A 22,020-nucleotide genomic window follows, 5' to 3' on the forward strand; every position below is an offset into this window, starting at 1 on the left:
TTAAAATATTACATTTATTCCCAATTGAAGAGAAATATTATTTGCAGATGCAATATCGCTAAATTCAACAATATTATCTACCATTCCATAAAAATTAATTTTACCAATTTGTGCAGAAATTCCTGCTCCTAGATTATAGAATGAATAATCATCTATTGTATACGTTAATTTAGCGCGAAACTTTTCCGAGAAAGCTTTTTCATAAAAACCAGTTAATGCCAATTGTGGATTTAAGGGTCTAAAAACTGTATATAATTGAACACCTAAAGCATCTGTATAAAAATCTTTGTAAGTATTATCGTAACAATACTTACTTCTTCTTTCTCCATAACTATATTTTAATGAGGCGTTTATTTTTGTGGGTCTCCAAGAAATATAAGAGTCTTCATTATCTCCCATAGGTAACTTCTCTTTAAAATCTTCGTCTAATTCTGCCCAATAATTGGTAGGATTGTTAGGGTCATATTCAAACTCTATACCTTCAAAAACATAGCTTCCTTTGGCAGTAGAATTTTTTATATTTTTCTTATGATTAATAAAACCTAAATCTATTATACTACCTGTAAATTCTAATTGAGGTGAAGCATGATAAGTAAATCCAAAATCTAATCCTAAACCAGAATTAGCTCCTAAAAAAGTGTTTCCTAAATATGTTCCAGGATCTTTAATTATTTCGTCATTTTCTACCAAACCAGAGGTTTGTAGGTTAATATCTATATTATCTAAATAATGTCTATAAATATTATCTGAACCTTGTTCTGTTCTAAAAGTTCCAGAATTATTAGAGGATTGTACATTAAATGCAGATGAATAAATTTTAAACCTACCTCCTATTGTTAATTTTTCATTTATCTTTCTTGAAGCTCCAAAATGAAGCACACCAAAAGCATCTACTTTGTATAAAATTTGCGATAAATTAAAACTCCTATTTAAATAAGCCGAATTTCCTTCTGTAATTAATGTTAAAGGATCTTTGGGAAAATAAGCAATACCATCTATTTCTTCATAAAAACCAAAACTAAAATAGGTGTTATCATCTAACCTAAAACCGCCACTTAAAATTTCTATTTGAGAGTTAAACTTCATATAATCTCTAACATCTAATTTGTTTAAAACATCAGAAATCTTGTCATTTATAGGTCTATTATCAGCATCAAAAACATCTCTAATAACAAAACCCGTAGAACCAAATTCTCCAGAAAAACCAGATAGTAAAGGTACTCCTACATGGTATTTAAAATTAGTTTCTGCTCCTGGATTTAACAATAATGTTTGTGGTAATTCAGCAAAACCATACAACACTTGTTTGTTTTGTGAAAAAGATTTGATTGCACAAAAAGCAAATAAGAAAACAACAACTTTTATAACTTTATGCATCTGTATCTAAATAAATTGTTGCTGAAGATTTAAACTCAAACTCGCTAGTATCTGCAGGGTTTATGGGAGTAGCAGAGTTTTCTATCTTTATAGTTATTCTAATTCTTGTTGTATTTTTAATATTAAGATTAGAACTAATTTCTACCGTTTGCAAATCTTTAAATGCCAAATCATTTGCATTTATATTTAATTCGTTTAAACGGTGTGTAATTACTCTATTATCATTTAAAAAATCTATTTGAATTGAAAAACTTCTATCAAATTCATTTTTAATCTCTACATTAAAATCAATTTTCACCACCTTGTCTTTAACAAAGTCATTGTCAAAAATCCTAATTTCAGATTCATCAATTATTTCTGAATTCGAAGGAGTTCCTGTAGCGTCAAAAAATTGGCTAGGTAAAATTGTAAAGTATGCTAACGAAGATGTAATAACTGGGGTAGCATTGTAATCATTGATTTGGTCGAAATCTAAATTATCTGCACAAGAGATAAAAAATAGTATAGAAAAAAATGTAAAGATTTTTTTGGGGGTAATCATTTAATTTAGTTTGATTATTAAACGTTTAACTGGCTAAAGATATTGTTTTATTTCTAATAATGAAAAAACGGTTTTAATTTTAGAAGTTTCTTTTTTTGATTCTTCAAAATTGCAATGAATTGCATCTAAACCAACATCTAAAGCTCCTAGGATATCTGCTTCTAAACTATCTCCAATCATAATAGATTGTTCTTTTTTAGCTTTAGAAACTTCCAATGCAAAGTTAAAAACTTTAGGATTTGGTTTCTTTACTCCAACAGAATCAGACGTAATAATGTTATCAAAATAATGATGAATTTTAGAGTTTATCATTTTTTTACGTTGTATTTCTTCGAAACCATTTGTTATAATGTGCAACTTATATTTATCTTTTAAATAATCTAAAAGTTCGAAAGTACCATCGAAAAGGTGGTTAAAATCTGCTAAAGTAGCTATGTATTCAATTGCAATTAAGTTTATTAAATCGTCTGAAACGGTATAATTTATGGCATCAAAAGTATTTTTTAACCTGCCATACCTTAATGCTTCTTTAGTTACTTTTTCTTCTCTGTATAATTTCCAATATTTTTTATTTAATGGTTTATATACTTTCAAAAAGGCTGGTAATTCAACAGAAATATTGTTAGCCAAAAACACTTTTTGAAAAGCTAATTCAGAGTTTTTTTCGAAATCCCAAAGCGTGTGATCTAAATCAAAAAAGACATGTTTTATATTCATTTGCTAAAAATAGAAATTATTAAATAAAAAACTGTTTTACTCGTTATATTTGTTGAAACCTTTTTAAAATTATTTTTTTGAATAAAAAACTACACATTCTTTTTTTATGCGGTTGGTATCCTTCTAGGGTTTATCCTAATAATGGAGATTTTATTCAAAGACATGCAGAAGCTGTTGCTCTAAAACACAAGATTTCTATCTTACACATTGTTTCTGATGAAAATTGTTCTGATACAATTGAAATAACTTCCGAAGAAATAAACGGAATTGAAACGCATATTGCCTATATTAAAAATACAAGCAATGTTATTTTAAAATTAACTCTTTTTTGGAAAGCCTACTTTAAATTACTAAAAAAAATAAAGCCTTTTGATTTTGTTCACTTAAACGAAATATACCCTTTTGGTATTTTTGCTTTGCACTTAAAATGGTTTCAAAAAAAACCTTTTATAATTTCGGAACATTGGACTGGTTATCATTTTCTTCTATCTAAAAAAATTAATTTTTTGGAGAAAATAATTTCTAGAAAAATTGCAAAAGAAGCCTCTTTTTTATGTCCTGTTAGCAATAGTTTAAAAGAACAAATGGAAAGTTTAAATATTAAAGGAAATTATAATGTAGTACCAAATGTAATAGATACTTCTTTGTTTATTCCTTCAAATAGCAAAGAAAAGAACTATACAATTATTCATGTTTCTAATCTTTTAGACAAACAAAAAAACATTTCTGGAATGTTAAGAGTTGTAAAACAGTTAGAAAAAAATATCGATAATTTTACATGGAAATTTATTGGTGGAAGTAAAGAAAAATATCAACCATTAATAGATAAACTAAATTTTTCAACTGCAAAAATAGAATTCATAAATCATATTTCTCACAACAAATTAATTACACACTTACAGAGCTCTAATCTTTTTGTCTCTTTTAGTAATTATGAAACTTTTGGTGTTGTAATGGTGGAAGCAATTTCTTGTGGAGTTCCAGTAATTTCTACAAATACTGGTATATTAAATGAATTAAAACTGACAGATTATTGCAGAATAATTCCAATAAAAGATGAAGAAAAACTGTTAAATGAAGTCTTAACAATGTATAACTTAAACAAAACCATTGATAAAGAAGAAATGCATGCTTTTGTTGCCAAAAATTATAAAAAAGAAATAATTGCCAATCAGTTTTCGGAACTGTATTTTAAAGCTTTAAATTTTAATTCTTAATGCTTGTAAAATCGTACATACAAAATTTCTTAAATAGAGCTGGCGGACATGTTTTTCTAGCCACATTAATTTCTAGACTATTTTCTTTTTTAGCGTCTTGGTTTGCAATTCAATTCATACCAAATAAAGAATTGGGTATTGTGCTATTTGCTTATAATATTATTGCTTTCTTAATTCCTTTTTCTGGCCTGGGTTTACACCAAAGTTTAATAAGGTTTGGGGCATTATTAAAAACAACAGAAGAAAAAAATAATTTATTTTCCTATGTTTTTAAAAAGGGACTTCTTATCTCTATTTTTATTGTAACAGTTGTAATTATTTTTGCACTGTTATTTCCATTTCAATTTGATAAAACTGGCATTTATTTAGCTTTCTTGGCGCTTGTATTAATTCCAGATTTTATAATGCAAATCATAAAAATTCAATTTAGACTGCAACATAAAAACAAATTATTCTCTTATGTAGAAATTCTTAACAGTACATTTTTAGTGTTATTTGTGTTAGTTTTAAGTTATTTTTATAAAGAAAACGGCTACGTAACTGCCGTAATAATTGCTCCATTAATTACATCTTTTTTCTTCATTAAAAAGCTAAATATTAACTTCTCTTTTAAAGTAAAACCAAGTATTATCGATTTTTCTTTTTGGAAATATGGCTTTTATTCTGGATTAACAAGTGTGGTTACAAACTTATTATTTGTTATAGATATTTTGTTAATTGGACATTTATTAAACGATTCAGAAATGGTAACTGCTTATAAATACATCTCAATTATACCATTAAGTATTCTTTTTTTACCACGAATGTTTATTGCTGCCGATTTTGTTTCTTTTACCGAAAAAATTAGCGACAAAAAACATATTTTTAATTATACGAAAAGCTATATGACTCTTTTTACAACAGTTAGTATTTTATATTGTGGCTTTTTTTACTTTTTTTCTGAAGCAACTCTGGGCTTATTTGATGAAAGTCTTATTAAATATTCAGACAGCTTTTTTATTTTATCTTTAGGCGTTTGCGGAATTTTAATTTTTAGAGGTTTATTTGGCAACTTGCTGTCTTCTATAGGGAAAATTGAAATAAATTATTACATAAATAGTATTGCAATTCTTATAAATGTAATCAGTAATTATTATTTAATACCTATTTATGGTATTAAAGGAGCAGCAATAACTTCTGCATTTTTAATGTGGTTTACAGGTATCTTTTCTGCCATTTGGTTTCTATATTTGTACCGAAAAATGTATGATAATGAATAAGATTCAAAAAATTTTTAAAACATTAAAACTGGTATTAAAACAACCTAGTTTAATAAACTTAATTATTGACAGTGATGAAAGATGGAATGGCTTTATTCAGAAAAAACATCCATTAAAAACACAATTACCTACAATTGATTTTAAAGACTTATTGCCAAACAGTGATTATTCTTTAAATACCTTCTCTTTTTTAGGTGGTGGTTCTCTACCAACAGACATTATGCTTTTAGCTGGTGTTTGTAAGCAAATACAAGATTGTTCTTATTTTGAAATAGGAACTTGGCGTGGAGAAAGCGTTATAAATGTTTCTGAAAATGCCAAAGAATGTTACACTTTAAATTTATCTAAAGAGCAAATTTTAGAGTTAGGTTTGCCAAAAAAATATGCAGATTTACACGGATTTTATTCCAAAGAAAAAGAGAATATTACTCATTTATTTGGAAACTCTTTAACTTATGATTTTGGTAAATTAAATAAAAAATTCGATGTAATTTTTATTGATGGAAACCATAAATACGATTTTGTAAAAAATGATACTGCAAAGGTTTTTAAACATTTAATGCACGAAAATTCTATAGTAATTTGGCACGATTATGCTTATGAACCAGAAAAAGTGAGACCAGAGGTTTTAGCAGGGATTTTAGATGGTATTCCAGAAGAGTATCAAGATAATTTATACCATGTTTCCAACACACTTTGTGCAATTTATACAAACAAAAAAATAGACAGTTCTATTTGGAATTTCCCAGTGAAACCCAATAAGTTTTTTAGTATAAATGCAACTTTAAAAGATATTAAAGATTGATGAATTAAGTAAAAACAACATCTCCATCTCCAGATTGAATTGTTATTTCTGATGTTTTTTTAATAGATTTCTCTAGTTTTTTTGTGATAAAATATTTTTGGGAAAACTCTTTTTTTGTTACAAATGATAGTTGTTCATTCAATTCTGTCTCTAATTTCTGATTATAAACAACAATAGTTTTTATTTTCTCCTTATTACATTTATCTATTATAAAACTTGCAATCTCTTTACTATTTTCTTCAAGAAAAAAAGCATAAGGTATTTTTACATGCCCATCTCTAATTGTTATTAAAATACGTCCAATCAGATTATTAGCAACATTATAAACTGTATAAAAATTAGATTCAAAGTTATTTGAATACAATGAAAAGTTATAAGCTTCTGATGCTTTTCTAGAAACCTCATCTGTTAAAACCCAAGGATATTTCTGTATCCAATTAAACTCTTCCTCACTTCTTCTAAATAAATTCTGACTAGTAAAATTGTCTGTAAATGCTAAAATTGAAGTTGAGCTATTTTCATTCACTTTTACAGAAAATCTATTCTTTATTGATGAGCTAAATAGATTCTTAAAATCTACAAATACATTCAGAATTACATCTAAAACTTGCCAAAGCATTTTTGTTTTTTCAAATAGTTTATTTTTGGTTGGTAAAATATCTGCCAAACAAAAACGATTATAATATTTTGTACCTTTTAATTCTTTTAAAAGTAAAAATTCGTCTGTTTTATCGTACACCAATTTAGAGGCTTCTGCATAATTTGTATACATTAATTTGCCTTCCCAATCTTTTAAAACCTCTTTAAAAAGTAACGTAGAAATTCCTTTTCTACGGTGTTTTTCTCCTACCCAATTACCACTTAACCAACCAAAAGAAGTTGGTTTATTTTCATTAAAAAAAATGTCAGGTAAAATAGTTCTGTAAGAAACCAATTCATCTTCTAGAAAACCCAAATACAAAACAACATCATTCTTTTTAGCTCTTGGATTGTTTACATAAGAAATTGCTCTAGGTTTAGAAATAGGTTTGTCTTTTAATGCTAAATAAACACTAGAACTGACAAAGTCTTCTAACTCTTGAACGGTTATTTTTTGTATTGAAATCATTAATTTCTTGGCATTGTGTTTTTCTGAAAAGGTATTTTTAGAAAATATTTAAAATATTCTTTTAACAAATAATTCTCTGCATTTTCGTTTCCAATTTCAAAGAATAATCTTTGGAAATTAGTATCGAACTTATCTTTTTTTATTCCAGACGTTCCAAAACTTGCTTCTATTACTTTTTCGTTCAATAAAGTTGCAAAAAACTCTTTAGAAACCTCTAAATCTGTAAACGGAAAAGAAAATACTTTATAATCTAAGTGAAACTTTTTAACCAACCAATCTACACATTCTTTTGTCTGATTAATTTGTGCTTCAAAAGAAATATCTGAATACAAAGGATGACTTTTAGAATGTGCGCCAATTGTAAAACCCATTGCCATCAATTCTTCTATTTGTGCTGATGATAAATAAGGTTTTTCAGTTTGTAAATATTCATCAAAAGAATACTTTATTTCGTTTGCTAAACTGTCTAAAACTTCCTTATTATTAAAATTGATAGCGTATAGTTTTTCTCTAATTGCCTTATCTCCTTCAAAAAAATCATAAAATTTTGTTTTTTCTTTTTTTGAAGATTTCTCGTAAACTTGATATAACAAACTTGCTTTATATCTGTAAAATAAGGCTTTATTATCTACAAAATCTGAATTTACAAAAACAGTAGCTGGTATCTTTTTCTCTAATAGAATGGGTGCAACTATTTTATGGAAATTAGACAAACCATCATCAAAAGTAATATGGAAATAATTTTTCTTTGGCTTCTCTTTTAATTTAGAAATTTCTATAAATTCTTGCATAGAAATAGCGTTATAATATTTGCTTAAAACTGCAATATCATTTTTAAAATCAAAGATTCTTCTTGGTATGTACAAATCTTTTTCAAAGGTTTGTTTAGCATCAGAAACTTTATGATAGAAAGGAATTACCACACGTTGGTTAGATGCAGATATCATTCTTTTTAATACGTTTTCTAAAATAAAGTTCATGGTTTTATTAAGAAATAGATTTTATTAAATTTATGTGATGATATCTTTCATTTCTTGCTCCAAAACTTTCAAAAAAGGAAGCCAAATTTGGAATATTACTACCTTCAAAATCTAAAATAAAATTAGAATTTTCATGTTGTTCTATAAGAGTACTAATTAAAAAACTAGATGCTTGTAATTTTTTACCTTCTGCTGTATTGGAAGAGAATAAATAAACAATTCTATTGTTCGATTTTAGAAACAAACAACCTCCTAACAAAACCTCTTCTTTAAAAACACCCATAACAAATCCTTTGTTAATATTTATTACGTGGTTTGCTAAGTTTTCAATTGTTTTTTCTGGAAAACTTATATGATTATAAAACTCCTTTTTAATTTTAATTAGCTCTAAAATAGAGGTTTCTTTAATCTGTAATTTGTTTTTATCTGCTGCTTTTATAGAGCGTTTTCTCCTTTTAGTAAAAGTTTTAAAAAGTGTGTCATAAGAAGCATTCAAATTTAAAACATAATTGTTTTTTGGCTTTGACTTAGAAGGTATAAAATTATCTGAATTAAAATTTAAAGAAACTTTTACATACTTTTTAGGAATGCTTTTTAGCATTTTCTCTTGTAATTCTTCAGAAATAATTTCCCTAGAAAAAACACCTAATTGTTGGCAAAAATAAGGTTGAGAAACATACTTTAAAAAATATTTCTTTTTCCAAGGTAAGGGCATTACAGCTTCATAATCATTCAACACTAAAACATCCCAATTTTCTGCTACCAAATCTAAATACCAAGAAAAAGCATAGATTCTAACTTGTAGAGAATTTTCTATACAAGCATCATATTTTGTAACATCTAAACTGTTCCTTTTAATGTATGTAATCATTTTACGATGTTGCTATTTTAATCATAGATTCATACAAGCGTTTCCAACCTTTCCAACGCAAATAATCACTTAAAGTTTCGTTATGAAACAGGGTTATAAATGTCCCGTTTACGGCTTTTACTTCGTTTTTAAGATCTCTAATTCTACCTAAAGATTGTTTCGGAGTCAACTTCATATAGTCGTTTAAAGTAGTATCCATTAAAGCAAATGGAAATATTTTAAGTGGTGTTTGAATTTCGAAATCTAAATCGTAAAAATAAAATGGTGTACACGTACTTGCTCTAAACCCTACATTGCTTGCATAACCCATAGAATAATCTTCTTCTATTTCTAAATCTGTTAAATTTTGATAGGTTTCTGGCAAACTAAAGCGTAAATAATGCTGCCTAGAACGTATTGCTGGCATGTTTGTAATATCTTGCAATCTTTCCTTTTCTTTCTTTAATAATGTAGCATTTTGCATGGTAAAATAAGAAGGATGCAAACCTACTCTAGCATAATCTACCATTTCTTTAATAAGCAATCTGTATTTATTTTTAGAAGCAGAAACATTGGTATCAAACGTTGTGTAATCTCCTATTAAAAAGAAGAAAACTGTTCTAATTTTATATCTTTTTTTAATTTCTAGAATCTTTTCAAATGTATTAAAAGGGTCTTTTTTAATGTTAAAAACCACCGCAAAACGGTTCCAAACGTTTAATAATCGAAACTTAAAAAGATCGTTAAAAAAACCTCCAACACTCCTTACCAAACTTTTATGTTTGTACGCAAAAGCATTGTCTATATCTATGGTAGAAATAAACTCGTAGGCACGTTCTTTGTAGGTGTAAACTGGAAACTTCTCTTTTAGCGCATCTAATAATTTGTACGCCCAAATATCTACCACAGGTTTTTCTAAAAATTCATGCTTATATGCCAAACTTTCTGCTGCTGTGTAACGACCATGAATATCTTTTACGTGAGGTAAATACTCTTCATAACGAGATATTAAATAGAAACTTGCTGCAAAAATATCAAAAGGAATAGAAGATTTTGGGCCAGTTATAAAAAAGCAAGGTACATTGTCCCACTTTTGCATATTAATCTCTAAATCGCTTACACCTTGCTCAAACAACAAATCGTTACTTTTTACAAAAAACTCGCCTCCTAAAGGTGTTTTTGTGTAAGACAATTTAGGGCCATTATGGGCCACAAATTCTTCTACTTTAGACGTAAAATCTACAGGAATTAATAAAATTCTTGTAAAAATATGCTTAAAAATATAACGTACTCTTGGGGTTATTTTATGTGTGTAAACTAATATCATGATTTGTGTTAGTGGTTATTAGCAACAATACTATTGCTAATTGCTACTGAAAACTGATTACTAAAGAACTCCTTCATCTGCAAAGCTAAAATACGCTTTTTCAGTAATTATTAAATGGTCTAAAAGTTTAATATCTAAAGTATTTCCTGCTTCTTTAATTTTTCTTGTTAGTTGTTGGTCTGCATTGCTAGGTTGTAATTTTCCAGAAGGATGATTATGACAAACAATAACACCAACTGAAGTAAGTTCTAAAGCTCTTTTAAAAAGCAAACGAATATCTACAACTGTTGCTGTTAGGCCACCTTTACTAACCTGCGCTTTTGCTAACACTTTATTAGAATTATTTAAGAACATTACCCAAAATTCTTCGTGCTCTAAATCGCCAATAACGGGTTGCATTAAATTAAAAACATCTTTACTGCTTGTAATCTTTGGTTTTTCTAAAGCAATTTCTAATTGTCTTCTTTTGCCCAATTCTAATGCAGTTATAATAGCAATTGCTTTTGCTTCTCCAATTCCTTTAAATAGGGTTAATTTTTCTACAGATAATTTTGCCAACTCGTTTATATTACCATCTGCAGATTGCAATATTCTTTTAGACAAAGCTACTGCGCTTTCTTGCCTATTTCCAGATCCAATAAGTATGGCAATTAGCTCAGCATCAGAAAGTGATGTTTTCCCTTTGGAAAGCAGTTTTTCTCTTGGCCTATCATCTAAAGCCCAAGATTTAATGGTTAACTTTTCCATATTTCTTTTTTTTTATAAAAGTACAAAATAGGTTTCAAAATATCTGCTGCAGATTTTAACATGTGTTTACACCAATTAAACTACAATGCAATCAAGGCTTAATAGAAGTTAAGTAAGAGGTTACTTCTGTATTACTTTTGGTAGTTTTTTATTGATAAAGTAGCTTCTTAAAACTACATTAAAAGTTGAAAACTGCCTTTTATTTGTATTTCCACAAAAACTCTTTATATCTTTGCATTCTATTTCTATATTTAAAATATGAAGATTATTATAGCTGGTGCTGGAGACGTTGGTTTTCACTTGGCTAAACTACTTTCTTACGAATCTCAAGATACGTATATAATAGATTTTGATGGTGAAAAGTTAAATTACATTAACAATCATTTAGATGTTATTACTAAAAAAGGTGATGCAACTTCTATAAAACTATTAAAAGAAATTGGAATTGATAAAGCAGATTTATTAATTGCTGTTACAGATAGCCAAAACACAAACTTTACAATTTCTGTAATTGGTAAGTCTTTAGGAGCCAAAAAAACCATTGCAAGAATAGACAACCCAGAGTTTTTAGAAAACTGTGAAGTAGATTTTACACAATTTGGTTTAGACTTTATGATTTCTCCGCAAGAATTAGCTGCCAACGAAATTAAAATGCTCCTAAATCAATCTTCTTTTAATGATACTGTAGAGTTTGAAAGTGGTCTTTTTAATGTTATGGGTACTGCATTAACCTACAAATCTCCATTAATAGATTTAACAGTTAAAGAAGCCAAAGAGAAATTTTCTAGTGTAGATTTTATTACCATTGCTATTAAAAGAGAAAATGTTTCTCAAACCATTATACCACGTGGAGACACTGTATACCAATTAGACGACCAAGTGTATTTTTCTGTACCAAACTACAGCATGAAAGGCTTGTACCCTATTATTGGTAAAAAACAGTTCGAGATTAAAAATGTAATAATTTTAGGAGGAAGTAGTGTTGGCGAAAAAACTGCAAGAAAACTTTGTAAGGAAAATTTTAATGTAAAGTTAATAGAGAAAAACAGAGAAAAGGCAGAGTTATTAGCAGAAGAATTAAGCCATACATTAGTTATTAATGGTGATGGTAGAGATTTAGAGTTGTTAGAAGAAGAAAACATTAGAGAAACAGATGCTTTTATTGCTGTTACTGGTAATTCTGAAACCAACATTATGTCTTGTTTAGTAGCAAAATCTAAAGGGGTTAAAAAAACAATTGCTTTGGTAGAAAATATGGATTATATAGATATTTCTCAAACCATAGGAATACAATCTCTAATTAATAAAAAACTAATTGCTGCTAGTAATATTTTTAGACATATTAGAAAAGGAGAAATACTTGCCTTGGCAAACCTACATAATATAGATGCAGAAGTTTTTGAGTTTGAAGTGCGAGCAAATGCCAAAGTAACCCAAGAACCAATTAAAGATTTACGTTTTCCTAGAGAAGCCGTTTTTGGTGGAATTATTAGAGATGGTAAAGCGTTAATGTCTTTTGGAAACATGCAAATACAAGCAGGAGATAAAGTAATTGTATTCTGTTTACCAGAAGCAATTAGTACTGTAGAAAGTCTTTTTAACTAACATGGGTTCTTTAAACACAAAAATAATTTATCGCTTTTTAGGAATTACAGCCGCCTTAAACGGTTTGTTTATGTTTATAGCATTTCCTTTTAGTGTGTTTAATGATGAAGAGGCAAAATGGGGGATTTTAAATGCAGGAATCATTACTGTTTTTATAGGCCTACTCCTCTACTTCTTTAACAAACCAGACAGCACCAATATTCAAAAAAAAGAAGGATACTTAATTGTAACATTAGGTTGGTTAACACTTTCCATTACAGGAATGTTACCTTATTTATTATCTGGTGCAATACCTAGTGTAACAGATGCTTTTTTTGAAACCATTTCTGGATATTCTACCACAGGTTCTTCTATTTTAACAGATATAGAAGCAATGCCCAAAGGAATTCTTTTTTGGAGAAGTGCCACACATTGGATTGGCGGAATGGGAATTATTGTACTTACCATAGCAATTCTTCCGCTTTTAGGAATTGGAGGTATGCAACTGTTTATGGCAGAAGCTCCTGGCCCATCTGCAGACAAATTACACCCAAGAATTACCGATACTGCAAAACGCCTATATTTAATATATGTAACATTAACTTTTGCACAATTTTTTCTTTTAAAAATTGCTGGTATGACTTGGTTCGACGCCATAAACCATGCCATGGCAACCGTTAGTACTGGTGGTTTTTCTACCAAAGCAGACAGTGTTGCTTTTTATAATGGGCAACCATTAATACAATACATAATTATTGCTTTTATGTTTATTGCAGGTACCAACTTTGTATTGACCTATTTTGCTTTAAAAGGAAAAGTTAGAAAAGTTTTTGAAAGTGAAGAGTTTAAATACTATTTCTTTGGTATTGTAACCGTAACTGCCATTATTTCTGTAATTATTATCTTTTTTCAAGACCCCAATTTAGAAACAATTTTGGCGCATCCAGAAGTTTTAGGTAAAACAGAAAGTGCCTTTAGACATGCCTTATTTATGGTAACTTCTGTAGTTACAACAACAGGTTTTGTTACTGCAGACTTTACCATGTGGAATTTCTTTGCAACGGGTATTTTCTTTGCCCTATTTTTTACAGGTGGTTCTGCAGGTTCTACAAGTGGTGGTGTAAAAGTAGTGAGACATATTGTAATGCTTAAAAACAGTTTTTTAGAATTTAAAAAAGCCTTACACCCCAATGCAATTATACCTGTAAGATATGATGGTAAAACCGTAAGTCAAACCATTGTTTTTAATATTCTTTCGTTCTTTATTATTTACATGCTAATTTTTATCATTGCCTCTGTAATACTTACCTTGTTTGGGTTAGACTTTATGTCAGCATTAGGCGCAGCTGCCTCATCTTTGGGTAATATTGGCCCAGCAATTGGTAGTGTTAGTCCTATAGATAATTTTTCTCATTTATCTATTGCAGCAAAATGGTTCTGCTCATTTTTAATGTTAATAGGGCGTTTAGAACTCTTTACAGTACTTATTTTATTTACGCCTTTCTTTTGGCGCAAGAACTAGTGTTTTTCTAAAATAACTGCAGTAGTAACTCTACAATATTACATCGCAAAACCCTTAAATAAGAACAACTAAACTTGGGGTCTGTTTTGACACATGCTGACACATCCTGACACACTGTGACACATTCTGACACACCCTGACCCACAAAAGCAATTTTTAGAGGGTTTTGTTCGGGTCTCCTTCGGGGTTTGTTCGGGTGAGCTTTGGGTATATATTTTAAAAATGCGTTGTTTGGAGAGAAACCCCGAACAAGAGTCTATGAAGACATACTGCTAAAGGCAATTACTAGCGCTATAAATTACAACCAATAAAGCTACATTACTAGAAAAAAACTTCTAAAGTATCTAGACACAGAGTGTATTAACAATTTTTACTTTTAAAAGTACCCATATTATCTACACCTTGTTTTTTTTGGGCGATAAAACTAATTTGTATTTTAAATTAAGTTTATCTTATTGTTAAATAGCCTATTGCCTTTTTTAGTCTGCTTTTTTTTACTATTTTTAGAGTTCTAAAAAAATCAATAAATTATGAAACAAAACAACTTTCTAAAGATTCTTTTCAGTTTTTTTCTGATTACAAGTTCTTTATTTATGAATGCACAAACAACAATTTATTCTGAAAATTTCACAGGACAGAATGACAAAGGAGCAGTTGGCCCAGCACCAACAACAGATCTAGTTGGTGTAGATTGGACAATTGATGTGTCCTCTGCAGCATTAACAGCTAGTACGGATTGGTTTAAAGTTACATCAGAAGTTTTTGAAGCTAGAGATATAGATGGTGACGCAATTTGGATGTCTCCCTCAATTAATATTACTGGATTTACTGGGGTTTCTTTTAGCTTATCTGCTGCGGAATCCGGAACTATGGAAGCAGCTGATATCTTCAATACAGAATACAGGATCGATGGAGGTGCTTGGACTGCTGCAGATACAAATGGTACCTTAAATGATGACTTTACAAGTGCTACTGTTTCTCAAGCAGGTTTAGCTGGTTCTACTTTAGAAATAAGAGTAACTATGAACAATAATTCAGGTACAGAACTTCAAAGATTAGATGATGTTTTAGTACAAGGTACAGCGTCAACTGCACCAACAGTTGGTTTTGACAATGCAGCAAGTAACCAAACTGAAACTAACGCATCTTTTAATGTAAGTATTCCAGTAACAGTTTCCAATTATGATGGAAATCAAATAGATGTAAGCATCGCTTCATCTGGTACTGCAGAACCTGCAGATTTCACTTTAAATACTGCAACACTTTCTTTTACAGCAGATGGTTCTCAAAATATTTCTTTAGACATCAATCCAGATACAGATGATTTTGATGATGAAACCATTATTTTAACTTTAACAGAAACAAGTGCTGTTACAGGTTTAATTGTTTCACAAGCAACACATACTGTTACAGTAACTGAAGATGAAACAGCACCAAGTATTGGTTTTGATGCTGCTACAAGTTCGGAAAACGAAACAGATGCCACTTTTACAAGTGCAAACATTCCTATTACTGTTTCTAATTATTCTGGAACACAAATAGATATTGATGTAACTGCAACTGTTGGAACTGCAGAAGCTGGAGATTTTACGTTTACATCTCCAACAGCATTGTCTTTTACAGCAGATGGTACACAAAATATTACTTTCTCTATCAACGATGATGCAGATACAGACCCAGAAACTATCATTTTTACAATTACTGAAACAAGTGCTGTTAGTGGTTTAATTATTTCTCAAGCAACACATACAGTTACTATTATTGATGATGAAATACCTCCTCTACCAATAGCTGGAAAGGTTTTTATTACAGAAATTGTTGATGCTGCAAGTACAGCGTTTGAATATTTAGAATTATTTAATAATTCTTCTGAGGCTGTAAGTCTTTACTCAAGTAAATTAGTAAGAGCAGATGCTACTACCAATGCTTCTCAATATGTTTTTGACTTTGGAGTAGATGAACAAACAGCAGATACAGATCTAATTATACCTGCATATGGTTTTTTAATTGTAGCAAGAGGTGGTACTAGATCTGGTTTTAACTCTGACTTTGGAATTACATTAGATGCATCTGTTAATTATAATGGAGGACATTCTAGTAATTTTTTTGGTACAGGTAGAAGATGGAGATTAATGACTGGCGGAACTGCAAATACGGACGACGGAACCTTAATTGACGACACATTAATAGGGTTAGGTACTGAACAAGATTACAAAAATATTTTCACAAATTCCTATGTTGTAGAAGGTGATGTTGCAAATGCAACTCCAGGAGCATTAGAATACTTAATCTACTCTGGTGGAGCTTGGGTAAACTCTGTAGCTTTAGACGGCACAACAACCGCTAAAGACGCTTATATTTACGACGATTTAGTAATTTCTGCAAATACAGAAGCAAACGATATTGGTATTGCAGACACAAAAGGAATTGATGTAAGTGCAGGTAATTCTCTTACCATAAATGGTAATTTAACTTTAGCAGGTTCAGATTCTTATTTACAAGGAAACGGAACAGTACCTTCTGCAGGTGTTGTTAATAGTGCATCTGTAATATTAAAAGGAACTTATACTTCTGGTGGAACAAATCAGTTTTTCTACTTTACAGAAACATACCATAACAATACAACTGGCTTAACAGATGGTTGGAGTTTAATTTCATCACCAACAGTTGGAGAGAAAATAGATGGTAACACTGGAGATGGTAATTTTACTGTTTTTAACGGACTTCAAGAAAAAGATTCTCAATATGGTATTGCTGTTTATGACAATACACAATCTGATACTGATTTACGTTGGGATTATTTTTCTACTGCGGAAGTAAATGTTGCTACAGCATCTGCTACAATAGATATGGCAAGTGGTAAAGGATATTCTGTTTTACCAAGTGCAACACCTACTGCAGACCAACAAAAAGGAAATTTAGGTTTTAAAGGTTCTATTGCTACTATAGATGTAGGTTCTGAAATTAAAGACAGTTCTCCTGCCAATGGTGGTGTAGGAAATGCTTTTAATGCCATAGGAAATCCTTACCCAGCTTTTTTACCTTTTAACACTACTGCAGATGCTACAGACAATCTGTTAACTGTAAACACAGGTGTTTTAGATGAAGAAACATTATGGATTTGGGACAAAGCAACTACTTCTTACTTAACAGTAAATCAAACAACAACTGTTGGAACAGACAAAAACAATAATGAAAGAACTTCTTTATTTATTGCGCCTGCTCAAGGATTTTTTGTAAAAGCAAAAAGTATGATGGCTCCAAGTGACTTTAACTTTACAAAAGCCATGCAAAAGCATCAAGCAACTGGTATTTTTAATAGAACTGAAAACACAAGACCAGAAATTAAATTATCATTATCAAAAACAGGTGTTACTAAAAACGCATTTGTTTATTACTATGATGGTAAAACAACTGGTTTCGATAATGGTTATGATAGCTCTGCATTTGCAGGTTTAGGAACTTCTTTTGGTGTACATACACAATTAGTAACTGCTAATGAAGGTAAAAAATTAGCAATACAAACATTACCAAAAGACAACTATGAGGCTATGGTTATTCCTGTAGGAGTTCATGCTGCTGCTAATGAAGAAATTACTTTTTCTGCCAATGTTTTAAATTTACCATCTAATATTAAGGTGTATTTAGAAGATAGAGAGTTAGGTACATTTACAAGATTAGATGCTGCAAATAGTACTTATAAAGTAACTTTAACTGCAAACTTAAGTGATATTGGTAGATTCTATTTACATACTACAGAAAGCACATTAAGTGTTAAAGATGTAGTTTTAAATACTGTTAGTATCTTTAAAACAGCTGCTTCTACTATAAGAATGACAGGCTTACCACAGGGTAAAACTACTTTCTCTTTATATTCAATGCTTGGTAAACAAGTTTACACTTCTTCTTTTGAAACAAACGGAGTTAAAGATGCTACTTTACCAAAACTTGGTACAGGCGTTTATTTTGTAAAAGTACAAACTGAAACAGGTAAAGTTAGCAAGAAAATAATTTTAGAATAATAACGAGAAACAACCATACAATCATGACAAAACAGACAGACAATAACCAAGAAATTTCTCGTAAAGATGCCCTTAAAAAAATTGGGAGTTACGGTAAATACGCAGCATTAACTGCGTTGGGAACTTATATGATATTAAATCCACAGAAAGCACAAGCTGCTTCTCCTGAAGATCCAGGAACAGGATTTTAAAACCTATATTTTTATTTATAAAAATGCTTCGATTTTTCGGAGCATTTTTTTTTGTAAACATCATAAATTGACTACTTTTATTTTTTATGGAAAGAGCGTCAAAATTTTTATATAAAGTTGTAGAAGACAAAACAATTACTTGGTTTAAAAACAGTAACGAGTATTTGGTTTTAGAAAATACCACTGCAGATATTTTAAAAAGATTAAATAAAGGAATTTCTGTGACAGAAATTGCGACTGCGTTGTCTAAAAAATTAGCTGTACCATTAGAAAAAACAATCGATTTTATTCTAGATCTAGAAAAAAGAGTTTTCAACCCCAAAACAACAGTAGAAACAGAAATTGTAAACGATTATAGAGATATAAAAAAGCCTAAAGAATTTGAGTATACAAAGTTCTATAAGATAAATAGTATTGTTATTAAAGTAAACTTTTCAGATGAGTTTGAACTTTCTTTAGTACACCCAAAGTTTTCTCATTTAGAAATTGAATCGACAGATTATACCCATGAATTTATAGTTTTTAACAACAATGGTTTTATCTTTTTATATGTAAACAAAGAATTTATTGGTGCTTGGAGTAAAAAAGAGATTCATTATTTTCAAGGAAAATTTTCGATGCAGTTTATTCAGAAAATTCACCAAAAAGAAGAAAAAGAATGGATGGGAGTTTTTCATGCTTCTGCTGTAAGTAATGGCGAAAAAGCAATGCTCTTTTTAGGCGATTCTGGAAACGGAAAAAGTACTTCTTTAGCACTTTTACAAGCAAATGGTTTTACTTGCTTGGCAGATGATTTTGTCCCTGTAGATATAGAAAAACAAGACGTCTATAGTTTTCCTGCTGCTATTTCTATTAAAAAAAATAGTTTAGAAACCTTGCTACCACTCTACCCAGAATTGGAAACTTCTGCAGAATATCATTTTAAAAGATTGAATAAAATTGTTAGATTCTTACAACCAAACAACTCTAATTTCTTTGCTCATTTGCCTTGTAAAGGTTTGGTTTTTATTAAATATGAAAAAGATGCTGCATTAGTTTGTAGTAAAATTTCAAAAATTGAAGCTTTTCAGCAATTGGTACCAGATTCTTGGTTGTCTCCAGAAATAGAAAATGCACAAGTATTTTTAGATTGGTTCGCGCGTTTAGATTGCTATCAATTAACCTATTCAAATAACAAAGAAATGATACAAACTGTTTCTAATATTTTTAACAATGAATTATAAGGAAACCCTTTTTTTTGTTGCAAAATGTTTGACCATTTCTCTAGAAGAAGAGCATAAAAAGGAAATAGAAGAACAACTAAAAACTAATAAAATTGATTGGGATTCTGTAGTAAAAGTTAGTACTGCACATTATGTTTTTCCTGCTTTGTATTGTAATTTAAAAAGAGTTGGTTTTCTACATTACTTGCCTATAGAATTGGTGGAGTACATGAAACATATAACAGATTTAAATCGTGACAGAAACGAACAAATAATAGCCCAAGCTAAGGAAATTAACACTCTTTTATTGGACAATAATATAACTCCAATTTTCTTAAAAGGAACAGGTAATTTACTAGAAGGTTTGTATGAGGATGTTGCAGAAAGAATGGTTGGTGATATCGATTTTATTTTTTCTAAAGAAGAGTACCCAAAAGCAATTAAAATACTTACAAAAAACAAGTATTCCAAAGTTCATGACATAACTTATGATTTACCTATGTTTAAACATTATCCTAGGTTGCAGAAAGAGCATAGAATTGCTGCTGTAGAAATACATAAAGAAATGCTGTTAGAAAAATATGCAGATGAATTTAATTATTCTGTTATAAGAGAAACTGCATTAAAAATAGACAATATAACAGTAATGAGTTATAGCAATCAACTATGTTTGTCTATTATAGCTAAACAAGTTAATGATAACGGAATTCATTTTAAAAACATTGCTTTAAGAAACGCTTATGATGTTTTTCTTTTATCTAAAAAAACAACGGCAAAAAATGCGTTTGATAATTACAAAAAACTATACAATCCATTAAATTGCTTTTTAGCAACTTGTTACGAAACTTTTGGAAAATCAGCTTCACTTACCTATAAAGAAACACCAGAAACAAAAGCGTATTTGACAACTTTTTATAGCTATTTAACTAACGAATCATTAAGAAAAAAAGACCATAGAAAAACAGAAAGAAACCTATTTATTAAATCTAGACTTGGAGTTCTTTATCAATCTATAGTTAAAAAAGAACATAGAAATTGGTTGCTAAAAAGAATAACAGATAAAAAATGGCAGCAAGAAAAATTAATACAACTTGGTTTAAAAAAGTCTAAACCAAATTCTTAACCTCATCAAAATCTAAACCTCCATAATTACCAGAACTCATTAATAAAACTGCCTTATTATCTAAATCTTGGTTGAATAAAAAGTCTTTAAATTCTTGCGGATTTGTATAAATAATTAAATCTTCTCTATCAAAAGCTTCTCCAATTTGTTCGGCAGAAACCTCTTCTAATTGTTTAATTTTTACTGCATGTGGCGAATAAAAAACTACTGCTTTGTCTGCAAACTCCAACGCTCCTTTATATTCTGCTAAAAACTCTGCATTTAGACTAGAATAGGTATGTAATTCTAAACATGCCAAAACAGTTCTATCTTTATACTGATTTTTAACTGCTTTTGTAGTGGCAGCAACTTTAGATGGCGAATGTGCAAAGTCTTTAAAAACAACTGTTTTATTACTTTCTGCAATCTTCTCTAAACGCTTACTTGCTCCTTTAAAACTTACAATCGCTTCATAAAAATCGTCTTCATCTATCCCTAAATGCTGGCAAATCCATTTTGCTCCTGCTAAATTCTGTAAATTATGTTTTCCAAAAATCTCTAGTGGTAAATTTCCTTCTGCAGTATCTAAATAGGTAATTCCGTTTTCTATAAAATGTTCTGGAGTTTGGTACGCGTATTTTTTAATATGATTGGTTGAAGTTTCTACAACATCTTTTACAATTTCATCTTCTATATTGTAAACCATGCTTCCACCATTTACCATAGAATCTGTAAATATTCTAAACTGCTCTACATAGTTCTCGAACGTTGGAAAAACATTTATATGATCCCAAGCAATACCACTTAACAACGCAATATTTGGTTTGTATAAATGAAATTTAGGACGCATATCTATTGGCGAACTCAAATATTCATCACCTTCTAAAACAATAAAATCGTTTTCTTCTGTTAAATGCACCATGGTTTCAAAACCTTCTAATTGTGCACCAACCATATAATCTACTTCTTTTTCATGATAATTTAACACATGTAAAATCATAGAAGTTATTGTAGTTTTTCCATGAGAACCACCAATTACTACTCTTGTTTTATTTTTAGATTGTTCATATAAAAATTCTGGATAGGAATATATTTTTAAGCCTAATTCTTGCGCTTTTAACAATTCTACATTGTCTTTTTTAGCATGCATTCCTAAAATAATAACATCTAATTCAGACGATATTTTTTCTGGAAACCAACCAAATTCTTCTGGCAATAAACCATATTTTTCTAATCGAGATTTAGATGGATCATGAATTGTATCATCACTTCCAGAAACTTGGTATCCTTTTTGGTGTAAAGCTATTGCAAGATTGTGCATTGCGCTTCCGCCAATGGCTATAAAATGAATTTTCATTTAACAAAATTTTAAAAAGTAAAAATACAAAAGCTTCGCACAATATTGATTATATTTAGGATGAAACTCAATGAAAAAGTAGTTTTACAAACCCAAAAGGTGCGTTTACTAA

General features: G+C 29.6%; 18 protein-coding genes. 9 read left to right on the forward strand and 9 right to left on the reverse strand.

Annotated elements, in window-relative coordinates:
• Genes H9W90_RS08550 through H9W90_RS08560 form a run of 3 tightly spaced genes read right to left on the reverse strand, consistent with a single transcriptional unit; the run spans window position 1 to window position 2,635 of the window.
• Window positions 1-1,377, reverse strand: a complete 1,377-nt coding sequence (locus H9W90_RS08550) for a DUF5723 family protein (RefSeq protein WP_187481205.1) — start codon at window positions 1,375-1,377, stop codon at window positions 1-3.
• Entirely contained in the window at window positions 1,370-1,918 is a 549-nt protein-coding gene (locus H9W90_RS08555) for a hypothetical protein (RefSeq protein WP_187481206.1), read from the reverse strand. Before H9W90_RS08555 ends, H9W90_RS08550 begins: the two co-directional genes overlap by 8 nt.
• 33 nt (window positions 1,919-1,951) lie before the next feature.
• Complete coding sequence (locus tag H9W90_RS08560; protein ID WP_187481207.1) at window positions 1,952-2,635, reverse strand: YjjG family noncanonical pyrimidine nucleotidase; 684 nt, start codon at window positions 2,633-2,635, stop codon at window positions 1,952-1,954.
• 77 nt (window positions 2,636-2,712) lie between these two features.
• Between H9W90_RS08560 and H9W90_RS08565 the strand changes: the two genes are divergently transcribed.
• Genes H9W90_RS08565 through H9W90_RS08575 form a run of 3 tightly spaced genes read left to right on the forward strand, consistent with a single transcriptional unit; the run spans window position 2,713 to window position 5,916 of the window.
• Window positions 2,713-3,852 carry a glycosyltransferase family 4 protein gene (locus H9W90_RS08565; RefSeq protein ID WP_187481208.1) on the forward strand — a complete coding sequence of 380 codons (1,140 nt, stop codon included), beginning with the start codon at window positions 2,713-2,715 and terminating at the stop codon, window positions 3,850-3,852.
• Complete coding sequence (locus H9W90_RS08570) at window positions 3,852-5,111, forward strand: oligosaccharide flippase family protein (RefSeq protein ID WP_187481209.1); 1,260 nt, start codon at window positions 3,852-3,854, stop codon at window positions 5,109-5,111. The genes H9W90_RS08565 and H9W90_RS08570 overlap by 1 nt, the downstream gene beginning before the upstream one ends.
• The gene (locus H9W90_RS08575) at window positions 5,104-5,916 is read left to right on the forward strand and encodes a class I SAM-dependent methyltransferase (protein ID WP_187481210.1); all 813 of its coding nucleotides are present in this window, start codon (window positions 5,104-5,106) and stop codon (window positions 5,914-5,916) included. The genes H9W90_RS08570 and H9W90_RS08575 overlap by 8 nt, the downstream gene beginning before the upstream one ends.
• Window positions 5,917-5,920: 4 nt before the next feature.
• Here H9W90_RS08575 and H9W90_RS08580 read toward each other — a convergent pair whose 3' ends face one another.
• From H9W90_RS08580 to radC, 5 genes are read right to left on the reverse strand one after another with little or no spacing between them, the layout of a single operon-like run.
• Window positions 5,921-7,024 carry a hypothetical protein gene (locus H9W90_RS08580; RefSeq protein ID WP_187481211.1) on the reverse strand — a complete coding sequence of 368 codons (1,104 nt, stop codon included), beginning with the start codon at window positions 7,022-7,024 and terminating at the stop codon, window positions 5,921-5,923.
• On the reverse strand, window positions 7,024-8,004 hold the full coding sequence (locus tag H9W90_RS08585; RefSeq protein ID WP_187481212.1) for a polysaccharide deacetylase family protein: 981 nt from the start codon (window positions 8,002-8,004) through the stop codon (window positions 7,024-7,026). The genes H9W90_RS08580 and H9W90_RS08585 overlap by 1 nt, the downstream gene beginning before the upstream one ends.
• Window positions 8,005-8,011: 7 nt before the next feature.
• Complete coding sequence (locus H9W90_RS08590; protein ID WP_187481213.1) at window positions 8,012-8,875, reverse strand: hypothetical protein; 864 nt, start codon at window positions 8,873-8,875, stop codon at window positions 8,012-8,014.
• A gap of 1 nt (window position 8,876) precedes the next feature.
• Window positions 8,877-10,181, reverse strand: a complete 1,305-nt coding sequence (locus tag H9W90_RS08595; RefSeq protein ID WP_187481214.1) for a polysaccharide deacetylase family protein — start codon at window positions 10,179-10,181, stop codon at window positions 8,877-8,879.
• 60 nt (window positions 10,182-10,241) lie between these two features.
• Window positions 10,242-10,928 carry a RadC family protein gene (gene radC, locus H9W90_RS08600; RefSeq protein WP_187481215.1) on the reverse strand — a complete coding sequence of 229 codons (687 nt, stop codon included), beginning with the start codon at window positions 10,926-10,928 and terminating at the stop codon, window positions 10,242-10,244.
• A gap of 258 nt (window positions 10,929-11,186) precedes the next feature.
• Between radC and trkA the strand changes: the two genes are divergently transcribed.
• From trkA to H9W90_RS08630, 6 genes are all read left to right on the forward strand, one after another.
• The gene (gene trkA, locus H9W90_RS08605; protein WP_187481216.1) at window positions 11,187-12,533 is read left to right on the forward strand and encodes a Trk system potassium transporter TrkA; all 1,347 of its coding nucleotides are present in this window, start codon (window positions 11,187-11,189) and stop codon (window positions 12,531-12,533) included.
• A gap of 1 nt (window position 12,534) precedes the next feature.
• Entirely contained in the window at window positions 12,535-14,034 is a 1,500-nt protein-coding gene (locus H9W90_RS08610; protein ID WP_187481217.1) for a TrkH family potassium uptake protein, read from the forward strand.
• Window positions 14,035-14,627: 593 nt separating this feature from the next.
• The gene (locus tag H9W90_RS08615) at window positions 14,628-18,056 is read left to right on the forward strand and encodes a T9SS type A sorting domain-containing protein (RefSeq protein ID WP_187481218.1); all 3,429 of its coding nucleotides are present in this window, start codon (window positions 14,628-14,630) and stop codon (window positions 18,054-18,056) included.
• 23 nt (window positions 18,057-18,079) lie between these two features.
• On the forward strand, window positions 18,080-18,247 hold the full coding sequence (locus H9W90_RS08620; protein WP_187481219.1) for a hypothetical protein: 168 nt from the start codon (window positions 18,080-18,082) through the stop codon (window positions 18,245-18,247).
• 86 nt (window positions 18,248-18,333) lie between these two features.
• Window positions 18,334-19,470, forward strand: coding sequence for a phosphoenolpyruvate carboxykinase (ATP) (locus tag H9W90_RS08625; protein ID WP_187481220.1), 1,137 nt, complete (start codon window positions 18,334-18,336; stop codon window positions 19,468-19,470).
• A gap of 28 nt (window positions 19,471-19,498) precedes the next feature.
• Entirely contained in the window at window positions 19,499-20,572 is a 1,074-nt protein-coding gene (locus H9W90_RS08630; RefSeq protein ID WP_254712461.1) for a nucleotidyltransferase domain-containing protein, read from the forward strand.
• Here H9W90_RS08630 and H9W90_RS08635 read toward each other — a convergent pair.
• Window positions 20,556-21,908, reverse strand: a complete 1,353-nt coding sequence (locus H9W90_RS08635) for a UDP-N-acetylmuramate--L-alanine ligase (RefSeq protein ID WP_187481222.1) — start codon at window positions 21,906-21,908, stop codon at window positions 20,556-20,558. The two genes, H9W90_RS08630 and H9W90_RS08635, sit on opposite strands and share 17 nt — an antisense overlap.
• Window positions 21,909-22,020 lie beyond the last annotated feature (112 nt).

The sequence above is a fragment of the Polaribacter pectinis genome, from assembly GCF_014352875.1.
Lineage (GTDB): Bacteria > Bacteroidota > Bacteroidia > Flavobacteriales > Flavobacteriaceae > Polaribacter > Polaribacter pectinis.